Here is an 18,025-nt window from a genome sequence, read left to right as displayed (position 1 = left end):
GGACGGGGATGGCCACACAGTCGCAGGCCGAGAGCGACAGCGACGTCGTGGTGCCGGCACAACGATCGCCGGGCGACGACGCGGTGCCGGGCGGCGGGTGGGCGACGGCGCCGACCACGGTGCTGCCCTACGTCGGCTCGCCCGCCTCGACCCGCACCCGCCGGCTGCGCGCCTGGATGGTGACGGCGCCGTTCGACCTCGCGGCGCTGGTGGCCCCGCTGCTCTGGACGATCCAATACTGGCGGGGCACGCTGACGATGGCCGGCCTGACCATCGTGTTCTTCGCGTTCGGCGGCCTCTACTCGGCCCGCCGCCACGTCAGCTTCCTCGACGAGCTGCCGATCCTGATCGGCCGCATGCTGGCCAGCGGCGCGGTCGTGGCGATCGTCGCGGCGCTGCGGCACGAGTCGGTCTACTACGTGACCGGTTTCGTGCGCGGCCTGGCCCTGGCCGGCTGTCTGGTGCTGGCCGGCCGGGTGGTGTCGCGCTCGCTGATCCTGCTCGCCCGGCACCGCCGCTGGGTCGAGCACAACACGATCATCGTCGGTGCGGGCCCGATCGCGGTCGAGATGGCGCGGCTGCTGCGCCGCGACCACCGCTACGGGCTGCGCTTCGTCGGCCACGTCGACAACGCGCCCCGGCCCGGCGGCCCGCCGCTGCTCGGTGACCTGGAGAGCCTGGAGCAGGCGATCGCCCTCGCGGAGTGCGACGTGCTGATCCTCTCCCACCCGGAATGTCCGGAGTCGACGCTGATGGAGATGCTGCGCCGCCCGGCCGCGTCCGCGTGCGACCTGTGGGCGGTGCCGCACCTGTGGGGCTCCCGGTCACACGTCGGTGGCATGGCCGACCACATCGGAGCTATTCCGGTCATCCACGTGCGGCACACGACGCTCAGCGGCCCGCGCTGGTGGGTCAAACGCGCCTCCGACATCGCGGTGGCGCTCGTCGGGCTCGTGGTGCTCAGCCCCGTGATGCTGCTCTGCGCCGTCGCCGTCTTCGTCGAGGGCGGTCGCGGGGTGCTGTTCCGGCAGGAGCGCCTCGGCCACCGCGGGCTCCCGTTCCAGGTCATCAAGTTCCGCTCGATGCGGCCGGCGAGCGACACCGAGTCGCGCACCGCGTGGACCATCGCCGGCGACCACCGGATCGGCCCGGTCGGCCGGTTCCTGCGGCGCACCTCGCTCGACGAGCTTCCGCAGCTCTGGAACATCCTGCGCGGCGACATGACGGTGGTGGGTCCCCGGCCCGAGCGACCGTACTTCGCGGAGAAGTTCTCGGCCGAGCACCCCGACTACGCCCGCCGTCACCGCGTCCCCGCCGGCCTCACCGGCCTGGCGCAGGTCAGCGGCCTGCGCGGCGACGTGCCGATCTCCGACCGGGCCCGCTACGACAACTACTACATCGAGAACTGGTCACTATGGCTCGACGCCAAGGTGATGGTCCGCACCATCGGCGAGGTGTTCCGCGGCGGCGGGCGCTGATCAGACCGGCGCGAAGATCGGCAACGGCGTCTTCGGCTGGTAGCCGTCGAGGTAGCGGGCCGGCTCGGCGCCCAGCACGGTGGACAGGGCCGCACCGAGCACGTCGCGGAAGTCCATGGTGGCCTTGAGGTCGCCGTCGTCGAGGTCGCGCAGGCCGGGCTGCTCGCCGTAGAGGCCGCCGGCGACGCGGGGACCGGCGACGAACACCGGGCCGGCCGTGCCGTGGTCGGTCCCGTCCGACGAGTTGGCCCGCACCCGGCGGCCGAACTCGCTGTAGACCAGCACCGACACCCGCTGGCCGTTGGCCGTCGTGGCCATCCGGTCGACGAACGAGGTCAGCGCGGTGTCGAGCTCGCGCAGCAGCATCTCGTGCCCGACCCGCTCCTGCGCGTGGGTGTCGAAACCACCGAGGCTGACCGAGTAGACGGAGGTCGGCACGCCGGCCTCGACGCAGCGGGCGACCAGACCGAGCTGGGCGGCCAGCGAGTTCGACCCACCGGTGCCGGTCGCCGGTGGATGGTCGCTGGCGGCCGACGGCGAGCTGGTGGCGGCGGACGCCTCGCGGACCATGGTGTCCATCTTGACCAGATCCGCGTACGAGAGGGCGGCGCGCGCCTGCAACGCCGACTCACCCGGCTGCGGCTGCCCGAGCGCGCCGATCATCGTGGTGGTCAGACTGGACGGCAGCGCCAGCCCGCCGACGCTGATGCACGCGCCGGAGCGGGTCGCGCCGGCCAGCAGCGGCGGCAGCACCGACTCGAAGCTGACCGCGGCCTCCACCGGCGCTGCGGTGCCGTCGAGCCAGCGACCCACCCACCCCGTGCGTACCGGCCGGGCGGGGTTCGCGGTCTGCCAGATGTCCATCGAGCGGAAGTGGCTGCGGTCCGGCCGCGGATAGCCGACCCCGGCGACGATCGCCAGTTGCCGGCTCTGCCACAGGCGGTGCAGCCCGGGCAGCACCGGGTTGAGGGCGAGCGCGGTGTCGAGCCGCAGCACCTTCTCCTGCGGGTAGGCCAGCTCCGGCCGGGCCCGGTAGTAGGCCGGGTCGGCGTACGGGATGACGGTGTTGAGCCCGTCGTTGCCGCCGTAGAGCGTGACGATCACGAGTTTCGCGTGCGTCGGCGCCTGCTCGCGGGTCTCGGGCGTCGACGTCGACAGGAGCTCGCTGATGCCGATGCCGGCGGCGCCGGCGGCCAGCGCGCCCGCGCCGACCACACCGGACGCCCGCAGGAACCGCCGTCGCGTCATCGGGTCCATCAGGTCACCAGGTATTCCGGGCTGACCAGCCCCAGCGTCAACAGGCCGCGGGCGTCGGTGACGTCCTTGAGCGCGGCGTACGTGCGGTCGGTCCACGAGTCGACGCAGAGCAGCGCGGCCAGCGACTCGGGTGTCAGCGAGCCGATCGGGGCGAGGCTGGCCAGGCGGGCGGCGATGCCGAACCGGACCTGGGCGGTGCCGGGCGTCAGCCAGGAGGCGCCGGCCGGCCAGCCACCAACGCTGGGCGGCGCGAACGGCACCTGCCCGAGCCGGTCGAGGCTGTAGAGAATCTTGTGGAGGGTGTCGTCGTCCCAGGTGCCGGGGCGCAGCCCGAGCTGCCGTGCGCCGCCGACCAGCCACTCGACGGGCTGCTTGACCTGGCGGCCGGCGCTCGCCTGGAACGCCTCGTCCAGCAGGAGCGCGGCGAGCATGGCGGACGGGTCGGGGAACCGCGCCGCGACCGCCTCGAGGGTGCGGGCCGGCATCGGGTCGTCGGACGCGCCGTAGCGGTGCCAGAGGCGGGCGGCGATGAACCGCGGGCACTCCTCGCGCCCGAGCAGGAGGTCGACGAGCCCGTCGGCGTCGAAGTTGCCGGTCACGCCGAGGATCGTCTTGCGGCCGGCGTCGTGCGCGGTGTCGGAGAGCCGGGCCCGGACCTCGTCGTACTCGATCTTCCATCCGGTCAGCGCCCGGCCGGCCTCCTTGACGTCGCGCTCGGTGTAGCTGCCGATGCCGAGCAGGAACAGCTCCAGGAGCTCGCGGCCCAGGTTCTCGTTGGCCGCCTTGCGGTCGTTGAGCTGGCCGTCGAGCCAGTAGATCAGGGCCGGGTCGCGGACCATCGCATGCGCCATCGCGCGGAAGTCGGTGCTGTCGCGCAGGGTGCGGTGCTGGCGCAGCATCAGCGTCGGGCGGATCACCTTGCGGATCGAGGTCGCCCAGTGGCCGTGCCAGAACCAGACGAGCTTCTCGCGCGCCTGGTGGTCGGCGGCGGTGAGCCGGTCGAGCCACCATCGGGTCAGCTCCGCCGTCTGGGTTTCCCGGGCCCGGTCGGCGCGGGCGCGCCGCTCGGGCGACGGGTTGGTCAGGCCGCTGAGCGGATCGGGTGGCAGCGACGGGAGCGGCGTCGCGGACGCGCCGATGTCGGGCGCCGCCGGCTGGAGCAGGGCGTGCACGGTGGCCTCGTAGCCCGACCTGGTCGCGGCCGCCAGCTCCGCCGCCGTGGGTCCGAAACCGGCACGCCGCAACAAAAGCGCCACCCCGCCGGACATCACGTCAATGTATGCGATGACGGCGCGGCGGGGAAACCGGGCTTGGACAATGTGGAATACGCGACGGCGAGCTGGGCCCGGACGGCTTCGCGGCCGTGGTGCGCGACCGCCCAGTCCCGACCGTTGTCCGCGAGCCGCGTGGCCAGCGCCGGACTGCCGGCTACCTCGGCGATCGCCGACACCCACTCGGCCGGCGTCGCCGCGACCAGGGCGTGCTCGTGGTCGCGGACCTCCGCCCGCTCGGCGACGGTGGGCGTGACCACCACCGGCACGCCGACGGACAGCGCCTGGATGAGCTTGAGCTGCACGCCCGTGCCGCGGAAGATCGGTGCGATCGCGACGGTCGCGCGCGCGTAGTACGGCGCGACGTCGGGCACGTCGGCGTGCAGCGTGACGCCATCGCCGGCCCGCGCGGACAGGTCGGCCGGCGGTTCCGAGCCGACGATGGTCAGCCGCACGCCAGGGACCGCCGCCCGGATCCCGGGCCAGCACTCGTCCAGGAACCAGCGCAGCCCGGCCACGTTGGCCTCGTAGCTCAGCCGGCCGACGAACAGCACCTCCGGAGGCCCTTCCGGCAGAGCGGCGCGGCGGGGCAGGTCACAGGGGCTGCGGACCACGTGCGTGCCGGGCCGGTCGTCGCCCGCCGCCGACACGATGATCGGGACGCCCCGGGCCACCAGGTCGTCCTCGCGCGCCTTCATCCGGCGGTGCTCGACGCGGCCCAGCGCCCGCCACAGCGGGTTCGAGCCGGTCGCCGCCAGCTGGGCGTAGTAGTCGCTGCGGAACTCGTCGAGGTCGATCAGCACCGGCGTGTCACCGCACGCCTCGACCAGGTGGGCCGTGCGGAACACGTTGAGGTGCACGACGTCCGGGCGCCAGCTCGCGATCTCGGCCCGTAGCGCCGCCCGCAGCCCGCGCGGGTCGGCATAGCCGGTCTGCAGGGACCGCCCGGTGAGCAGGGCGCGGCCGCTGCGCACGAGGCGCGCCCACTTGGGATTGCCGACCAGCAAGGGGTCGGCGACCGGCAGGTCCCGGGCCAGCTCGGTCTCAGCGGCGTCGTGCACCAGTCCGAGGAACCGGACCTCGTGCGACTCGGCCAGCAGGTCGAGGATGGTGTGGCTGCGCGGCCGGATGCCGGCCGGAATCCACGGTGCGACGAACAGGATCCTCATCCGGGAAACCTCCGCAGGGCCTGGGCCGCCAGCCGTTGCGTGCGGCCGCCGTGCAGTCCGAAGTAGACGGCCATGCCGTCGCGGTACAGCCGCTTCTTGCCGACCGTCGCGGTGCTGGTGCTCTCCCGGTGGTCGGCGACGCCGCGGCCGGCCGCCCCGATCCGGCCACCGGCCGCGCGCAGCCGCACGCACAGGTCGACGTCCTCGAAGTAAAGGAAGAACCGCTCGTCGAAGCCGCCCACCGCATGGAACGCGTCGGCCCGGACCAACAGGCAGAACCCGGACACCCAGTCGACGTCGGCCGTTCCTGGTGCCGGCGCGACGTCCAGGTAGGCCAGCATCGGCACCATGCGCCGCAACAGGGCCGACGCGGCCAGCCGTCGCTTCAGCGGGGCCGGCACGACCTCGTCCAGGCGGAGCGCGGCGATCCACTCCTTGGCCATCGACGGCGCGGACCCGGACGAGACCCCGAACCGGCCGTCGGGGTAGCGCATCCGGGGTGCCACCGCGACGAAACCCTCGTCGAGGGCCGCCAGCAGCGCCGCGTAGTCGGCCGGGTCGATCCGGCAGTCCGGGTTGAACAGCAGGTACGCGTCGGCGTCCGGCGCGCTCGCGGCCGCCGCGTTGACGCCGGCACCGAAGCCGTCGTTGGCCCGGCGCAACACGTGTGGCGTGTACGCGGAAGCGACCGCCGCACTGTCGTCCGTGGACGCGTTGTCGGCGACCACGATCCGGTCCACCGGCAGCGCCGACAGGCTGCCCAGGCTCTCCGGCAGGTCGCGCGCCGAGTTGTACGCGACGACGACGGCGACGACCCTCATCGGGCGGCCGCCGTCGCGTAGGCGTCGAGGTAGCCGGCGACGGTGTCCTCCCAGCGGAACCGGGCGGCGACGTGCTCCCGGCCGGCCGCGCCCCGGGCGGCGGCGCCGGCCGGGTCTGTCAGCACCCGCGCCACCGCCGCGGCCAGCTCTTCCGGCGTCGCGCCGACCTCCAGGGGGCCGCCGACCGCGGCCGCCGGTCCCGGGGAGGTGACGACCGGCATGCCGAGCGCCATCGCGTGCAGTACCTTGAGCAGCACCCCGCCGCCGAGGATCGACGGCAGCAGCGCGGCGTGTGCCGTCCGGAGCTCGGCGGCCAGGTCCGGCACGGTGCCGGCGACCACGACCCGCGACCCGGCCAGGGAGGTCACCTCGGGACCCGGCCGCGCGCCGACGATCCGGAGCTCGGCGGCCGGATGCGTACGCCAGACCAGCGGCATCACCTTGGTGACCAGGTGCTGCGCGACCAGCGCGTTGGCCCGGCGCCACAGCGCACCGCAGAACACCAGCCGCGGCGGCGTGCGGGGTGCCGGCGGGCGCCAGGGCTCGGCCGGCAGGTCGATGCCGGGCGGGGCCAGCACGACGCGCGGGTTCTCGGCGGCGACGACGTCGCGGTCGGCCGGCGACAGCGTCACGACAGCGTCGGCCCGGCGGATCGCGTCGCGCTCGAAGCGCCGGGTCCGCACCAGCTCGGCCAGCCGGTACGCCCGGGCCGGACCGGTGGCAGCGCGGACCGACTCGGCCATCACCGCGGCGGTGATGTCGTGCAGTCCCAGCACGGTCCGGGGGAGCCGGCCGACGATCTCGGCCGTCTGCAGATATTCGGCGTGCACGACGTCGGGGCGGATGCGGTCGACCAGCTCGGCCACGTCCACGGTGGCTTGGCGCGGCCAGGCCTGGCGCAACCAGCCCGGCCGGACGCCGAGGCGGTCGGTGAACCGGCCGGCCGGCGCGGCGCCGGGCAGCAGCGTGTAGCCGTCGCGCTCGGTGAACGCGCGCACCTGCGGCGAGTAGACGAACAGCTCGGTCTTGGCGGCCAGCCGGGGCACGAGCTTGACCACGGTGTCCGCGGCCGCGTGGTCGTGGTCGAGGTGCGGCGCGAACGGCGACAGGAGCAGCACCCTCATCCGGCCACCACCTCGGCGACGAACCGCCGCGCCACCGCTCCCTGCGCGGCGAGCCGATCGGCGGCGGCGGCGAACCCGGCGGTGTCGTCGGCCGCGGTGAGCGCGACCCGGTGCAGCGTGGCCGGGTCGACGTACGGGTCGACGACATAGCGGCCGAGGCCCAGGTCGACGAACGCGTCGTGGACCTTCCGCTCGTAGGCGATCGCGACCGTCGGGACGCCCATCGCCACCGCGAGCAGGGTCGCGTGCAGGCGGACGCCCAGCACCAGGCGCCGGGCGGCCACGCGCCGCAGCCAGTCGTCGAGGCCTTTGTCGAAGGACCCGGAGCCGTCCAGCGGGTTCGCGACCACGTCGGTGAGGTCGGGCAGCGCACGGGCGTGCACGGCGTCGTCCTCGCCGCGCGCGCCGCGTCCGTACGCCATCGGCAGGAACGATCCGGTCCAACCGTCGGCGGCCAGGGCGCCGGCCACGCCGCGGAGGGTGTTCAGCAGCGAGCCCTCCATCGGCGCGGCGAGCGGGCGCATCGAGACCGCGAACCCACGGCCGTCGGGGGCGGGCCGTTCGGGCATCGGCAGCGCGTACGCCAGATCGCCGATCACCTGGGCCGAGGGACCGAAAGAGGCGGCGCTGCGGGCATCGCGGACGCCGACGGCCGTGCAGCCCGCGCCGATCACGCGCAGGAGCCGCCGCCCGGCCGCGGTGCCGCCCTCGCGCACGCCGGCCCCGGCGACCGCGACCGGCGTTCCCGCGAACCGGGCCATCGCGACGAGACGCGCGAACATCGGCAGCGTGCCGGGCCAGGGCAGGTTGGGGGAGCGTTCCTGGAAGACCGTGCCCGGCCCGAGCAGCAGCAGGTCGCTGCCGCGCAGGGCCTGGTGTGCGGCGCCCTGCCGGCCCGCCGAGCCACGGGCGCGCAGGGTCGGCAGATGCACCGCCTCGACGCCGTGCACCTGCGTCACGCGCGAAGGCTCGGGGCAGAGCACGACGAAGTCGGCATCCGGCGAAGCGGCCCGCACCGCACCCATCAGCGCGTGCAGCAGAAGCTCGTCGCCCAGGTTGTCGGAGCCGAACCAGCCGGCGATGGCGATTCTCACCTGCGCGCCTCCCGAGAGAGCAGACCCCGTGCCTGCCCGGCGGCCAGCACCACCAGCAGCGCACCGGTGGCCAGCACCGCCGGCGTCGAGCCGAACCGGCCGACGACCACCAGCACCGCCGCCGCGGCGGCGACCATGGCGATCCCGACCAGCACCGGCCGCACGAGGGCGCGGTCGCGGATGAACCAGAGCATCGAGCCGGCCACGATCAGCTCGGTGAGGACCGTGGCCCAGGCGGCGCCGGCCGCGCCGTACGTGCCGTCCAGGAGCAGGTTCAGCAGGAGGTTGCCGGCGACGCAGTAGACCAGCACGAGCAGCCGGGAAGCGGCCCCGCCGGCGGCGAGCAGGATCGCCGACAGCCCGTAGTTGGCGAACCGCAAAGCCAGGAACAGCGCGAGCACGGCGGTGAGCGACAGCACCTCGGGTGCCGTGCCGAACAGGACCGTCACGCCGATCGGCAGGGCGACCAGCAGCAGGCCGGCCGCAGCGGTGCCGGCGACCTGGAAGAAGCGGTAGATGGCGGTGGGCTCGTTCGGCGAGCCGCGCCGGGCCGCGAACGCCAGCGCACCGACGCCCATCGCGGCCGCGACCTGCACGGCCGGGCCGACGATGCCGGCGGCGGCGACGTACGAGCCGACCTCGGCCGCGGTGACGAACAGCGCCAGCACGAACACGTCGCCGCGGAAGTAGACCAGCCCGAGCAGGTCCGCGGCGAAGTAGGGCAGCGACCCGCGCACCCGGTCCCGCACCGCGACCCGGCCTGGGCGCACCCGCCACGCACCGGTCGCGGCCAGCGCGGCCAGCGACCGGACGGCCGCGGCGGCCAGCACCAGCACGGCGGCCGTGTCGAGCGTGAGCCCGCCGTGGAGCGCGGCCAGCGCGCAGGCGGCCACGAGCAACGCCCCCGCGGCCCCGTTGACGGCGGCCTCCCGCCACGCCTTCGCCGTGCCGCGAACGAGCACCCATGCGGTCTCGTTCCACTGCTCGAGCAGGCTCGCGGCGAAGAACATCACGAAGGCGGCCGCGGCGAACGGCCACGCGCACAGGGTGGCGACGGCGAACAGCGCCAGGCGGCCGGCGTGCAGCCGGGCCACCTCGTCGGCCGGCACCGTTCCTGCCGCGACCTCCCGGGTGAGGTGGGTGACCAGTCCGAAGGAGAGCGCCGCCGCCGTCAGCGAGGCGCCGAGCGTGGCCAGGCCGTAGTGGCCGACCGCCTCGGCACCCGCTCCGCGCGCCAGCAGCGCCATCACCACGAGCGTGGCGAGCCGGCTCGCGATGCTGGACAGGCCCAGCAGGCCGGAGGCGACGGTCAGCGACGGGCGCCGGCCGGCGTCAACGGTCATCCGACCGCAACCAGCCGCCGAAGAAACCGATGACGAGCAGGAACAGCAGCAGGTACGGCCCCTGCATCAGCCCCCAGCCCGTCAGGCCGATCAGCAGGATGCCGGGGGTGGCGCTGACCAGCACCCGCGCCGGCAGGTCGGCGCCGCGGGTGCGCCACGCGCGGCGGGCCGCCAGCACCAGCACGGCTACCACCGGTGCCCACCAGAGCAGGGCGCCGGCGATGCCGGTCTCGGCCGCGGTGAGCAGGACCATGTTGTGCACGGGCACGCCGGTCTGGGTGAGCCGGTCGGTGTCGCCGACGACGTCGACGTAGCCGTTGGGGCCGACCCCCGCCCACGGGTGCTTCGCGATCGTGTCCAGGGCCACCCGGGTGACGTGGCCGCGGGCGCCGCCGCCCGGGTCGGAGGCGAACCGCGCGATCAGCCAGGGCAACGACAGCGCGCCGAGGAGCGCGGTCATCCCGATCGCCACGAGGTGCTTGCGCTGCCAGCGACCCGCCGCCATCGACTCCAGCAGCACGAAGCCGGCGACCAGCACGACCACTGCGACCAGCACGGTGCGGCTCTGGGTGAGCCAGACGCCGGCGAACACGGCGCCGAGGGTGAGCCAGGTCGCCCAGCGTTCGAGGCGGCCGCGCTGCGGCAGCGCGAGGACGGCGAGGCCACAGAGGAACAGCACCTTGGACAGCTCGCCGGGGTGGGCGGTCAGGCCGGTGGCGCGGCCGAGCACGTCGAGCGCCTGGGCGCCCTCGACCCGCCGCAGCGGCAGGCCTACCGCGGCCAGCCCGACGGCGAGCAGCTGGAGCCAGGCGACGCCGGCCAGGGCCCAGCACAGCGGCGCGCGCAGGCGCCCAGCAGCGGCGCCGACCGCGAACGCGGCGGCACCCATCGCGAAGGCCAGCAGCCCGGAGACCGTCAGCGCCGACCGTGGCCAGACCGTGAGTGCCAGGACGGCGAGCCAGACCAGGAACGGCGCGAACAGCAGCAGGGCCCGCCCGACGTCGCGCGGCGCCCGCCAGGCCAGCACGCCGACCGCGACCACCACGGCGATGGTGTACGTGTGGAGGGTCGGCCGGAGGTTGCCGATGCCGGCGTAGACCGGGCTCTCGGCCGGCAGCAGGGCCAGCGGTCCGACCGCGACGGTGGCGACCAGCAGGACGACCGCGGCGGCCGCCCACGGATCACCCCACCGCTGCCACCACCGGGTGCCGCCGTCGGGCGTGACCGCCGGTGCGTCGACGGCCGCGTGCGAGGTGCCGGACGGCATGACGAAAACTCCCGAGCCCCGTGGAACGCGAGCCTGCCTCGCGCCCAGCGAGTCTGCCACAGCCGTCGATGCCCGCCGGCACCGGTCAGAACTTCGCCGCGCCCCGCACGCCGTTGGCGACCTTGCGGATGTCGTCGACCCAGTTCGGCGGCGCGGTCATCCGCAGCACGAGCTGCCGGTCGACGGCGCCGCCCGGGGTGCCGGGCCAGTAGCCGACCACAACGAGGCCGTAGCGCTTGCCCCCGTCGAGCGTCAGCGTCTCGGCGAGCGTCGCGTTCGGACCGGCGAACCGCCACTGTGCACCCCAGGCGTCCTCCACGGTGCGCAGCTCGTCGCGGTGCGCCTCGTCGCAGACCGGGGTGCAGGCGCGCACGGTCAGCTCGCCGCCGATCGGGCCGTCGGCGGTGCTCCGGCCGCAGTTGTAACGGACGTTTCCGGCGCTGACCGCCGCCGCGGCACACTCCCAGCGCGCCGGCAGGGTCAGCGTGAAGCCGAGGCCGTCCAGGTTGACCGGGCGCACCGGGTCGGTGGGGCTGAACACGGGCCACTTGTCGGGCCAGTCGCCGGGTCGCGGCGGCTCGAGGCCCGGCTGCACGGGTGGTGCGGTCGGTTGGGCCGCGGTCACCGTGCCGGTGTTGCTCGGCGTCGGCGTCGGGTCGTCGCCCCCGTCGCCGCCGGCGAGCGCGAACACCACACCGCCGCCGGCGAGCAGCACGACCACGGCGGCCGCGATGCCGATCAGCAGGCCGCGCGGGCGGCGCTTCTTCGGCGCGGAGAACGCGATGCGGCGGCCGGGTGCGGCGAACGGGTCGGGTGCCGGCGGCTCGGTGAGGTCGACCGGATCTGGCTCGACGACGTCCGCGGGCCGGGCGATCGGCGGTGGATCCTCGACCACGAGGTCGTCGTCGTCGTAGGAGACCTCGCGGGGCGCGTCGGACCGGTAGTCGCGGCCGAGGGCGGTGAACACCCGCTCGGCGCCCGGGTCCTGGTCACCGGGGTAGGCCACCCAGGGCGCCGCGACGGTGAAGTCGGCGCGCACGAAGCTCGTGGGCTGCTCGGGCTCCGTCGAGACGGTGGTGCTGGCCGCGAACGCGTCGCGCCACTGCTGGTCGGCGGCGACCGCCTCGTCCAGCACGGCGACCGTCACCGAGTCGCCGGGCTCGTCGCCCTCCTCGACCGCGAGCCAGACGGTGCCGATGTCGCAGGCGCCCAACCGCCCGATGACGCGATATGGAATGTCCGGCCGCATCTCCAAACCCCTCCCCGGTAGCCGCACAGGATGCTAGCGGTCGAGAGCCGCAGGCCAGAGATCCGGTCGCGGTCGTCCGCGAGATCGACCGAATCGGATGATCCACATCGCGCGTTCGGACCACTACCGTGCCGCCTCGTGAGTGATCCTGAACCGAACCGGCTGATCGCCCGGCTGGCGCCGTGGCGGCTCGACGAGGACGACCCGCGGTTCCGCCCCCCACCGCGCCCGGCGGTTGTCGGGCTGGTGGCGGTCCTGCTGGTGGTGCTGCCGGTCTGCGGCTTCTTCTTCTGGCACGGCGAGGACGAGATCGCCGTGGACCGGACGCGGGTCGGCACCGAGGAGATGCTCACCGGGCGGTGCTTCAACGAGGTCAACGACCGGATGCGGCTCGACAAGGCGATGCCGGTGGCCTGCACGGAACCGCACGAGGTCGAGGTGGTCGGGACCCGCTGATGTGGAACGAGGGCGACCAGCGGCGGGTGATCTGCCTGGCGGGCGACCCGGCCCGCAAGCGGACCGGGTCGCTGATGGGCTGACGGCGTCACCAGCCGACGGCCACCAGGAGCCACTGGGGGCTGCCGTGCGAGATGAACGAGGACTGCTCGGCGTAGTCGTCGTACGGGAAGCCGTACGACAAATTGTTGATCGCGCGGTCGTGCCAGAACTTGGCGTAGTAGTTGGCCGGCGGAGCCAGGTAGAAGTTCGCCGGGTTCGACTGCTGCGCCGCCGGCAGGTGCGCGACGTGCCGGTTGAGGGCGGCGCAGCCGGCGGCGTTGTTGGCCAGCGGCCCCGCGCACCCGAAGATGTCCGACGTCGCCGCCGGCAGACCGTTCTGCGACGCGTACGCCGTCAGGTAGTTCTGGTACTGCCCACCGGCCCGGAACTGGGGTGAGTTCCCCGGCGACGGGATCCGGTAGGGCGCCTGGATCGTCGCCAGGTGCTTGAACTCGGCCGGCACCGCGTCGCTGAACCGCTGGAACGTCACCGCCCGGTCCTCGGCGAAGGTGGCCTCGGTCTCGCCCACCGACGCGTCGTAGCCGTCGCGCGAGTGCAGCCGCATCGCCAGCTTCAGCGCGAACGCGTCGACCCGGGTGGTGTTGCCGTTGAACACGTTCGGCCCGACGGTGAACTCGATGAAGTCGTTGTACTCACTGGTCGGCGAGCCGAGATGGAAGTACATCCGGCCGGCGGTGTTGGCCGGCATGTCGAAGTACGGCTGCTCGGCGATCGAGTGCACCTGGCCGTTGTAGCTCCAGTAGACCTGGCTGTCGGGGTAGCGGCCGTTGGTGCGGTTCAGGATCTTCACCATGACCACGTTCTGCGCGGCCGGGATCGTGCTCGTGTCGCCCCAGAAACCACCGGTCGGCGGCGGGTTCGTGGTCGGTGGCGGGGTGGGGCCGCCGCCGGTGGTACGCACGACGAACTCCCACAACGAGTAGCCGTACGCGGTGCCCCGCGCGGTGCCGTTCATCCGCACGTAGCGACCCGAGCCGGAGACGCTCAGCGTCTGCGTGCCGCCGGCGCCGGTCGTGGTCGAGTAGACGGTAGCCCACGGACCGTCGGGCCCCGCGGAGACCTGGACCTGGAAGGCGCGGGCGTACGCCGGCTCCCACTGCAGCACCACCTGGCAGAGCGTCTGCGTGCTGCCCAGGTCGACCCGCAGCCACTGCGGGTCGGCGAAGGCGCTGGACCAGCGTGTCGCGCCGTTGCCGTCGAACGCCGCCGACGCGGGCATGGTCGCGTTCTCCACGGTCGACGCGGCGGCCGGCCGGTTGAGCGCGGCGTTGCCAGAGCAGGTGGGGCCGGTGTCGATCAGCCCGTAGACCTGGAACTCCCAGAGCGAGTAGCCGTAGGCGGTGCCCCGGGCGGTGCCGTTCATCCGCACGTAGCGCCCGGTGCCGGTGACGGTCAGGGCCTGCGTGCCGCCGGCCCCGGTGGTGGTCGAGTAGATGGTGGTCCAGGGTCCACCGGCCGCGCCGGCCACCTGGATCTGGAAGGCGCGCGCGTAGGCCGCCTCCCACTGGAGCACGACCTGGCCGACGGAGGTGGTCGCGCCGAGGTCGACCTGGATCCACTGTGGGTCGGCGAAGGCGCTCGACCAGCGGGTGCCGGCGTTGCCGTCGACGGCGGCCGACGCGGGCGAGGCGGCGTTCTCGGTCGACGAGGCCGTGGCCGGCTTGCCCTGGGAGACCAGGACAAGGGCGGCGTCGGCGCGCGACCGGGTGGTCACGACGAACAGGGCGGTGAGCAGAGTGGCCGCGGCGACCACGGCCAAGGCGGCGCGGCGGCGGGACAGGGCATGAGGCATCGCGACTCCTGCGGGGACGGAAGCAGGGTGAGAGAGCGCTCTCAGGCGGAGACGTTCGTCCCGCCGGGCGGCCTTGTCAAGAACCAATTCGACAACGGCGAATATTCGCGCCCTTGACTGGCTCTTGACTGGAGCGTTCCGAGTCGTGACCCTGTGGGAGAGCGCTCTCCAAATCCGACCGTCCCCGTATTGGAGTGCACATGCCAGCCCCACCCCGCCGCCGGCTGCTCGTCGCCGGCGCGATCCTCACGCTGCTCCTCGCCGGCACGCTGGTCGCCACCCCGGCCGCGGCCGCAGGCCCGCTGATCTCCCAGGGCAAGACCGCCACCGCCTCGTCGGTGGAGAACGCCGGCACCCCCGCCTCGGCCGCCGTCGACGGCAACGCCGGCACCCGCTGGTCCAGCGCCTTCGCCGATCCACAGTGGATCCAGATCGACCTGGGTGCGAGCTATGCCGTCGACCAGGTCGAGCTCGTCTGGGAGACCGCAGCCGCGCGGTCCTTCGAGCTCCAGGTCTCCGCCGCCGCCGGCGGGCCGTGGCAGTCGATCTACTCGACGACCACCGGCGCCGGCGGCACGCAGACCCTGGCCGTCACCGGCACCGGGCGCTACATCCGCCTGTACGGCACCGCCCGGACCACCGGCTACGGGTACTCGCTCTGGGAGTTCCGGGTCTTCGGCACCACCGGCGGTGGCGGGCCCACCGACCCGCCACCGGCCGGCGGCACCCCGATCTCCGCCTTCAAGAACGTCACCGCCTCGTCGTACGAGGGCGGCAACGCTCCCGCGGCGGCGCTCGACGGCCGCACCACCACGCGCTGGTCCAGCCTGTTCGCCGATCCACAGTGGATCAGCATCGACTTCGGCGGCACGGCGAGCATCAACCAGGTGGTACTCAACTGGGAGGGCGCGTACGCCTCGGCGTACCGCCTGGAGACCTCGACCAACGGCACCACCTGGACCACCATCTACTCGACCGCCGCCGGGCGTGGCGGCGTCGAACGGCTCGCCGTCAGCGGCACCGGCCGGTTCCTGCGGATGTACGGGACCGCGCGGGCGACCGGCTACGGCTACTCGTTGTGGGAGTTCCAGGCGTTCGGCACGCTCGACACCAGCGCGACGACGCCGCCGCTGCTGTCGGGGCCGACCCGTCCGCCAGGGACGACGGGACAGTTCGCGCTGACCGCGCCGGCCGACGCCGCCATGGTCACCACGACCCGCCGCCCGGTGCTGTCCTGGGCCGCGGTCGGCGGCGCGACGTCGTACCAGGTCTGGATCAACGTCAGCCGCACCGACTACGACTTCTCCGCGTCGGGCAACCTCATCGACCTCTACACGCGGGTCGCCACCGTGACCGGCACCAGCTACACCCCGAGCTGGGACATGGCGGACCGGTGGACCTACAAGTGGTACGTCACCACGGGTTCGACCACCTCGACCATCCGGCGGTTCAGCGTGTACGTGCCCACGCTGGAGACCGTCGCCGACGGCGTCAATATCGTCGCCGGTGCCCGTGACCTCGACCGCAACGGCTCGATCCAGCCTTACGAGGACTGGCGGCAGCCGATCGAGACCCGGGTCAACGACCTGCTCGGCCGGATGACGGCGGAGGAGAAGGCGTACCAGATGTTCTACAACGCGCAGGCCTTCCCGCGCTCGGGCTGGCACTTCGGCCCGGCCGGCGCGGCGGACCTGCACGCGGCGCTGCTCGATTCGTCCGGCACCCGGCTCGGCATCCCGTTCGTCTCGGCCGGCGACACCATCCACGGCTACCAGACGACGTACCCGACCCAGAGCGCCCTCGCCGCGGCCCGCAACTACGCGCTCGACTACAAGCTCGGCGACATGCAGCGCCGGGAGCAGCTCGAGGTCGGCACCCGCGGCGTGCTCGGCCCGCTCGCCGAGGTCGGCACCAAGGTGCTCTACCCGCGCATCCAGGAGGGCAACGGCGAGAACGCTTACGTGGCCGCCGCCCAGACCCGTGCGCTGGTGGCCGGCTTGCAGGGCGGTCCCGAGCTCAACCCCGCCTCGGTGCTGGCGACCGTCAAGCACTGGCCCGGCGAGGGTGCCGGCGGCGAGGCCCTGATCGTGTACGACGGGGTCACCATCAAGTACCACATGATCCCGTTCCGGGCGGCGATGGAGGCCGGCGCGGTCAACATCATGCCCGGGTACGCCGGTTCGTCGCTGCTCGACCCGGGCGGCCCCGGTGCGGGCGACAGCGCGCCGATCCTGGCTTACCTGCGGCAGAACCTGGGTTATCAGGGTTTGATCACCACCGACTGGTTGCCCTGGGGCTCCTGGATCGGCGCGGCCCGGGCAGGCTCCGATGTGATGGGCGGGGCGGACCCGGGCGCGGTCGGCTTCTCGATGGCCAGTTTCATCGCGGGTGTTCCCGCTGCGCGGATCGACGACGCCGTGCGCCGGGTGCTGCGGATCAAGTTCCAGCTCGGCCTGTTCGAGAACCCCTACGGCGACCCGGTCAACGGGCCGTACCGGATGCACCAGCCGTCGTACACGGCTCTGGCCAACCAGGCCTCCCGCGAGGCGATGACGCTGCTCAAGAACGACGGCGCGGTGCTGCCGCTGCGCCTGGCCGCGGGTGACACCGTCGTCGTGGCCGGCCCGCGGGCGACGGACACGTCGGCGTGCTGCATCTGGACCAGCTACTTCCACCAGGAGTACGGGTCGCAGACCATGCTGGACGCCATCCGCTCCCGAGGTGCGCAGGCCGGGGTCAACGTGGTCTCGGGCGACGCGCCCAACCCGAAGGTGGCGATCGTCGCCGTGGGGGAGGGCTCCTACACGCACGGGACACAGTGGGTGAAGGAGCAGCCGTACCTGCCGCCGGACCAGCTCGCGCTCATCCGGGGGTTCCGCGCGCGCGGGATCCCGGTGGTGGTCGCGCTGGTCATGCCACGCCCGTACGTGATCACCGACTGGAACGCCGACGCCAACGCGATCGTCGTCACCTACCGCGGTGGCGAGGAGATGGGCCCGGCGCTGGCGAGCCTGCTGTTCGGCGACTACGCACCGACCGGCAAGCTGCCATGGCAACTGCCGCGTCTGTTGAGTGACGTCTTGCGCCCAGGCGGCAGTGACGTGCTCGCCGACGCCACCGAGGCGTGGGACCTGCCGTACGACCTGGGAGCCACGGCGGCCCAGCGCACGACGCTGCGGTCCCAGATCGACGCGGGCCAGCAACCGACGCCGACGGGCAACCCGCTCTACCAGTACGGAGCGGGCCGAACGGGCTTCTAACGCGTCTGCGTGAGGGCGAGGTTGTGGCCGTCCGGGTCACGGAAGAACGTCATCCACAGCTCGCCCTTCTCGTCGCGATGCACGAGATGCGGCTCGTCAAGGAAACCAACCCCTTCCTTGACGAGCCGCTCCCGCTCGGCGTCGAGGTCGTCGACGGTGAAATAAAGCGTCACCTTGCTGGCGAACGCCTCGGACTCGGGCACGCCGAGGTAGAGGCGCACGTCGCCGCTCTGGAAGAACGCCATCGACTGCCCGGGCACGTCGAAGAGGAAAGGCACCCCGAGCACGTCCCGATAGAACCGGACGGACCGCTCGAGCTCGCTCACACTGACGTGGATCTGCGAAACCGCACCAACCGACATACCCTCAGCTCACCAGCCG

14 protein-coding genes are annotated in these 18,025 nt (G+C 73.4%); 3 read left to right on the top strand and 11 right to left on the bottom strand.

Annotation, left to right across the window (positions count from 1 at the left end; genetic code table 11):
• The first annotated feature begins 8 nt into the window (after positions 1–8).
• The gene (locus CHC05_RS02765; protein WP_245870626.1) at positions 9–1,478 is read left to right on the top strand and encodes a sugar transferase; all 1,470 of its coding nucleotides are present in this window, start codon (positions 9–11) and stop codon (positions 1,476–1,478) included.
• Here the strand turns inward: CHC05_RS02765 and CHC05_RS02760 are convergent, their stop codons facing one another.
• The 9 genes from CHC05_RS02760 to CHC05_RS41265 form a co-directional block, all read right to left on the bottom strand.
• On the bottom strand, positions 1,479–2,726 hold the full coding sequence (locus CHC05_RS02760; protein ID WP_342745602.1) for a DUF1501 domain-containing protein: 1,248 nt from the start codon (positions 2,724–2,726) through the stop codon (positions 1,479–1,481).
• An 8-nt stretch (positions 2,727–2,734) separates the two neighbouring features.
• On the bottom strand, positions 2,735–4,003 hold the full coding sequence (locus CHC05_RS02755; RefSeq protein ID WP_089244259.1) for a DUF1800 domain-containing protein: 1,269 nt from the start codon (positions 4,001–4,003) through the stop codon (positions 2,735–2,737).
• Positions 4,003–5,175, bottom strand: coding sequence for a glycosyltransferase (locus CHC05_RS02750; protein WP_089244257.1), 1,173 nt, complete (start codon positions 5,173–5,175; stop codon positions 4,003–4,005). Before CHC05_RS02750 ends, CHC05_RS02755 begins: the two co-directional genes overlap by 1 nt.
• On the bottom strand, positions 5,172–5,996 hold the full coding sequence (locus CHC05_RS02745) for a glycosyltransferase family 2 protein (RefSeq protein ID WP_089244255.1): 825 nt from the start codon (positions 5,994–5,996) through the stop codon (positions 5,172–5,174). Before CHC05_RS02745 ends, CHC05_RS02750 begins: the two co-directional genes overlap by 4 nt.
• Positions 5,993–7,120 carry a glycosyltransferase family 4 protein gene (locus tag CHC05_RS02740; RefSeq protein WP_144022453.1) on the bottom strand — a complete coding sequence of 376 codons (1,128 nt, stop codon included), beginning with the start codon at positions 7,118–7,120 and terminating at the stop codon, positions 5,993–5,995. Before CHC05_RS02740 ends, CHC05_RS02745 begins: the two co-directional genes overlap by 4 nt.
• Positions 7,117–8,214: a polysaccharide pyruvyl transferase family protein gene (locus CHC05_RS02735; RefSeq protein ID WP_089244251.1), complete on the bottom strand. Its 1,098-nt coding sequence runs from the start codon at positions 8,212–8,214 to the stop codon at positions 7,117–7,119. Before CHC05_RS02735 ends, CHC05_RS02740 begins: the two co-directional genes overlap by 4 nt.
• A complete protein-coding gene (locus CHC05_RS02730) occupies positions 8,211–9,557 on the bottom strand; it encodes a polysaccharide biosynthesis protein (RefSeq protein WP_089244249.1) in 1,347 nt (448 codons plus the stop codon). The genes CHC05_RS02735 and CHC05_RS02730 overlap by 4 nt, the downstream gene beginning before the upstream one ends.
• A complete protein-coding gene (locus CHC05_RS02725; RefSeq protein WP_089244247.1) occupies positions 9,547–10,824 on the bottom strand; it encodes an O-antigen ligase family protein in 1,278 nt (425 codons plus the stop codon). The genes CHC05_RS02730 and CHC05_RS02725 overlap by 11 nt, the downstream gene beginning before the upstream one ends.
• Positions 10,825–10,909: 85 nt before the next feature.
• Complete coding sequence (locus CHC05_RS41265) at positions 10,910–12,073, bottom strand: hypothetical protein (protein WP_089244245.1); 1,164 nt, start codon at positions 12,071–12,073, stop codon at positions 10,910–10,912.
• 138 nt (positions 12,074–12,211) lie between these two features.
• Here CHC05_RS41265 and CHC05_RS02715 point away from each other — a divergent pair, with 138 nt between their 5' ends.
• Positions 12,212–12,529 carry a hypothetical protein gene (locus tag CHC05_RS02715; protein ID WP_089244243.1) on the top strand — a complete coding sequence of 106 codons (318 nt, stop codon included), beginning with the start codon at positions 12,212–12,214 and terminating at the stop codon, positions 12,527–12,529.
• An 88-nt stretch (positions 12,530–12,617) separates the two neighbouring features.
• Here the strand turns inward: CHC05_RS02715 and CHC05_RS02710 are convergent, their stop codons facing one another.
• A complete protein-coding gene (locus CHC05_RS02710) occupies positions 12,618–14,384 on the bottom strand; it encodes a galactose-binding domain-containing protein (RefSeq protein ID WP_089244241.1) in 1,767 nt (588 codons plus the stop codon).
• A gap of 200 nt (positions 14,385–14,584) precedes the next feature.
• On the opposite strand from CHC05_RS02710, the gene CHC05_RS02705 reads away from it, so the two are divergent.
• Positions 14,585–17,644, top strand: coding sequence for a discoidin domain-containing protein (locus tag CHC05_RS02705; RefSeq protein WP_089244239.1), 3,060 nt, complete (start codon positions 14,585–14,587; stop codon positions 17,642–17,644).
• Here the strand turns inward: CHC05_RS02705 and CHC05_RS02700 are convergent.
• On the bottom strand, positions 17,641–18,006 hold the full coding sequence (locus tag CHC05_RS02700; protein WP_089244237.1) for a VOC family protein: 366 nt from the start codon (positions 18,004–18,006) through the stop codon (positions 17,641–17,643). The genes CHC05_RS02705 and CHC05_RS02700 overlap by 4 nt on opposite strands.
• Between the last annotated feature and the right edge of the window lie 19 nt (positions 18,007–18,025).

This window comes from Asanoa hainanensis, assembly GCF_900188485.1.
GTDB lineage: Bacteria > Actinomycetota > Actinomycetes > Mycobacteriales > Micromonosporaceae > Asanoa > Asanoa hainanensis.
Note: the sequence above shows the minus strand (reverse complement) of the source record. Positions and strands in the feature narration are given on the sequence as shown.

Excerpts from the sequence above, each read along its gene's own strand:
- CHC05_RS02740 (WP_144022453.1), bottom strand. The coding sequence starts at position 7,120 with ATGAGGGTGCTGCTCCTGTCGCCGTTCGCGCCGCACCTCGACCACGAC.
- CHC05_RS02730 (WP_089244249.1), bottom strand. The coding sequence starts at position 9,557 with ATGACCGTTGACGCCGGCCGGCGCCCGTCGCTGACCGTCGCCTCCGGC.
- CHC05_RS02700 (WP_089244237.1), bottom strand. The coding sequence starts at position 18,006 with ATGTCGGTTGGTGCGGTTTCGCAGATCCACGTCAGTGTGAGCGAGCTC.
- CHC05_RS02765 (WP_245870626.1), top strand. The coding sequence starts at position 9 with ATGGCCACACAGTCGCAGGCCGAGAGCGACAGCGACGTCGTGGTGCCG.
- CHC05_RS02705 (WP_089244239.1), top strand. The coding sequence starts at position 14,585 with ATGCCAGCCCCACCCCGCCGCCGGCTGCTCGTCGCCGGCGCGATCCTC.
- CHC05_RS02755 (WP_089244259.1), bottom strand. The coding sequence starts at position 4,003 with ATGTCCGGCGGGGTGGCGCTTTTGTTGCGGCGTGCCGGTTTCGGACCC.
- CHC05_RS41265 (WP_089244245.1), bottom strand. The coding sequence starts at position 12,073 with ATGCGGCCGGACATTCCATATCGCGTCATCGGGCGGTTGGGCGCCTGC.
- CHC05_RS02710 (WP_089244241.1), bottom strand. The coding sequence starts at position 14,384 with ATGCCTCATGCCCTGTCCCGCCGCCGCGCCGCCTTGGCCGTGGTCGCC.
- CHC05_RS02725 (WP_089244247.1), bottom strand. The coding sequence starts at position 10,824 with ATGCCGTCCGGCACCTCGCACGCGGCCGTCGACGCACCGGCGGTCACG.
- CHC05_RS02760 (WP_342745602.1), bottom strand. The coding sequence starts at position 2,726 with ATGACGCGACGGCGGTTCCTGCGGGCGTCCGGTGTGGTCGGCGCGGGC.
- CHC05_RS02750 (WP_089244257.1), bottom strand. The coding sequence starts at position 5,175 with ATGAGGATCCTGTTCGTCGCACCGTGGATTCCGGCCGGCATCCGGCCG.
- CHC05_RS02745 (WP_089244255.1), bottom strand. The coding sequence starts at position 5,996 with ATGAGGGTCGTCGCCGTCGTCGTCGCGTACAACTCGGCGCGCGACCTG.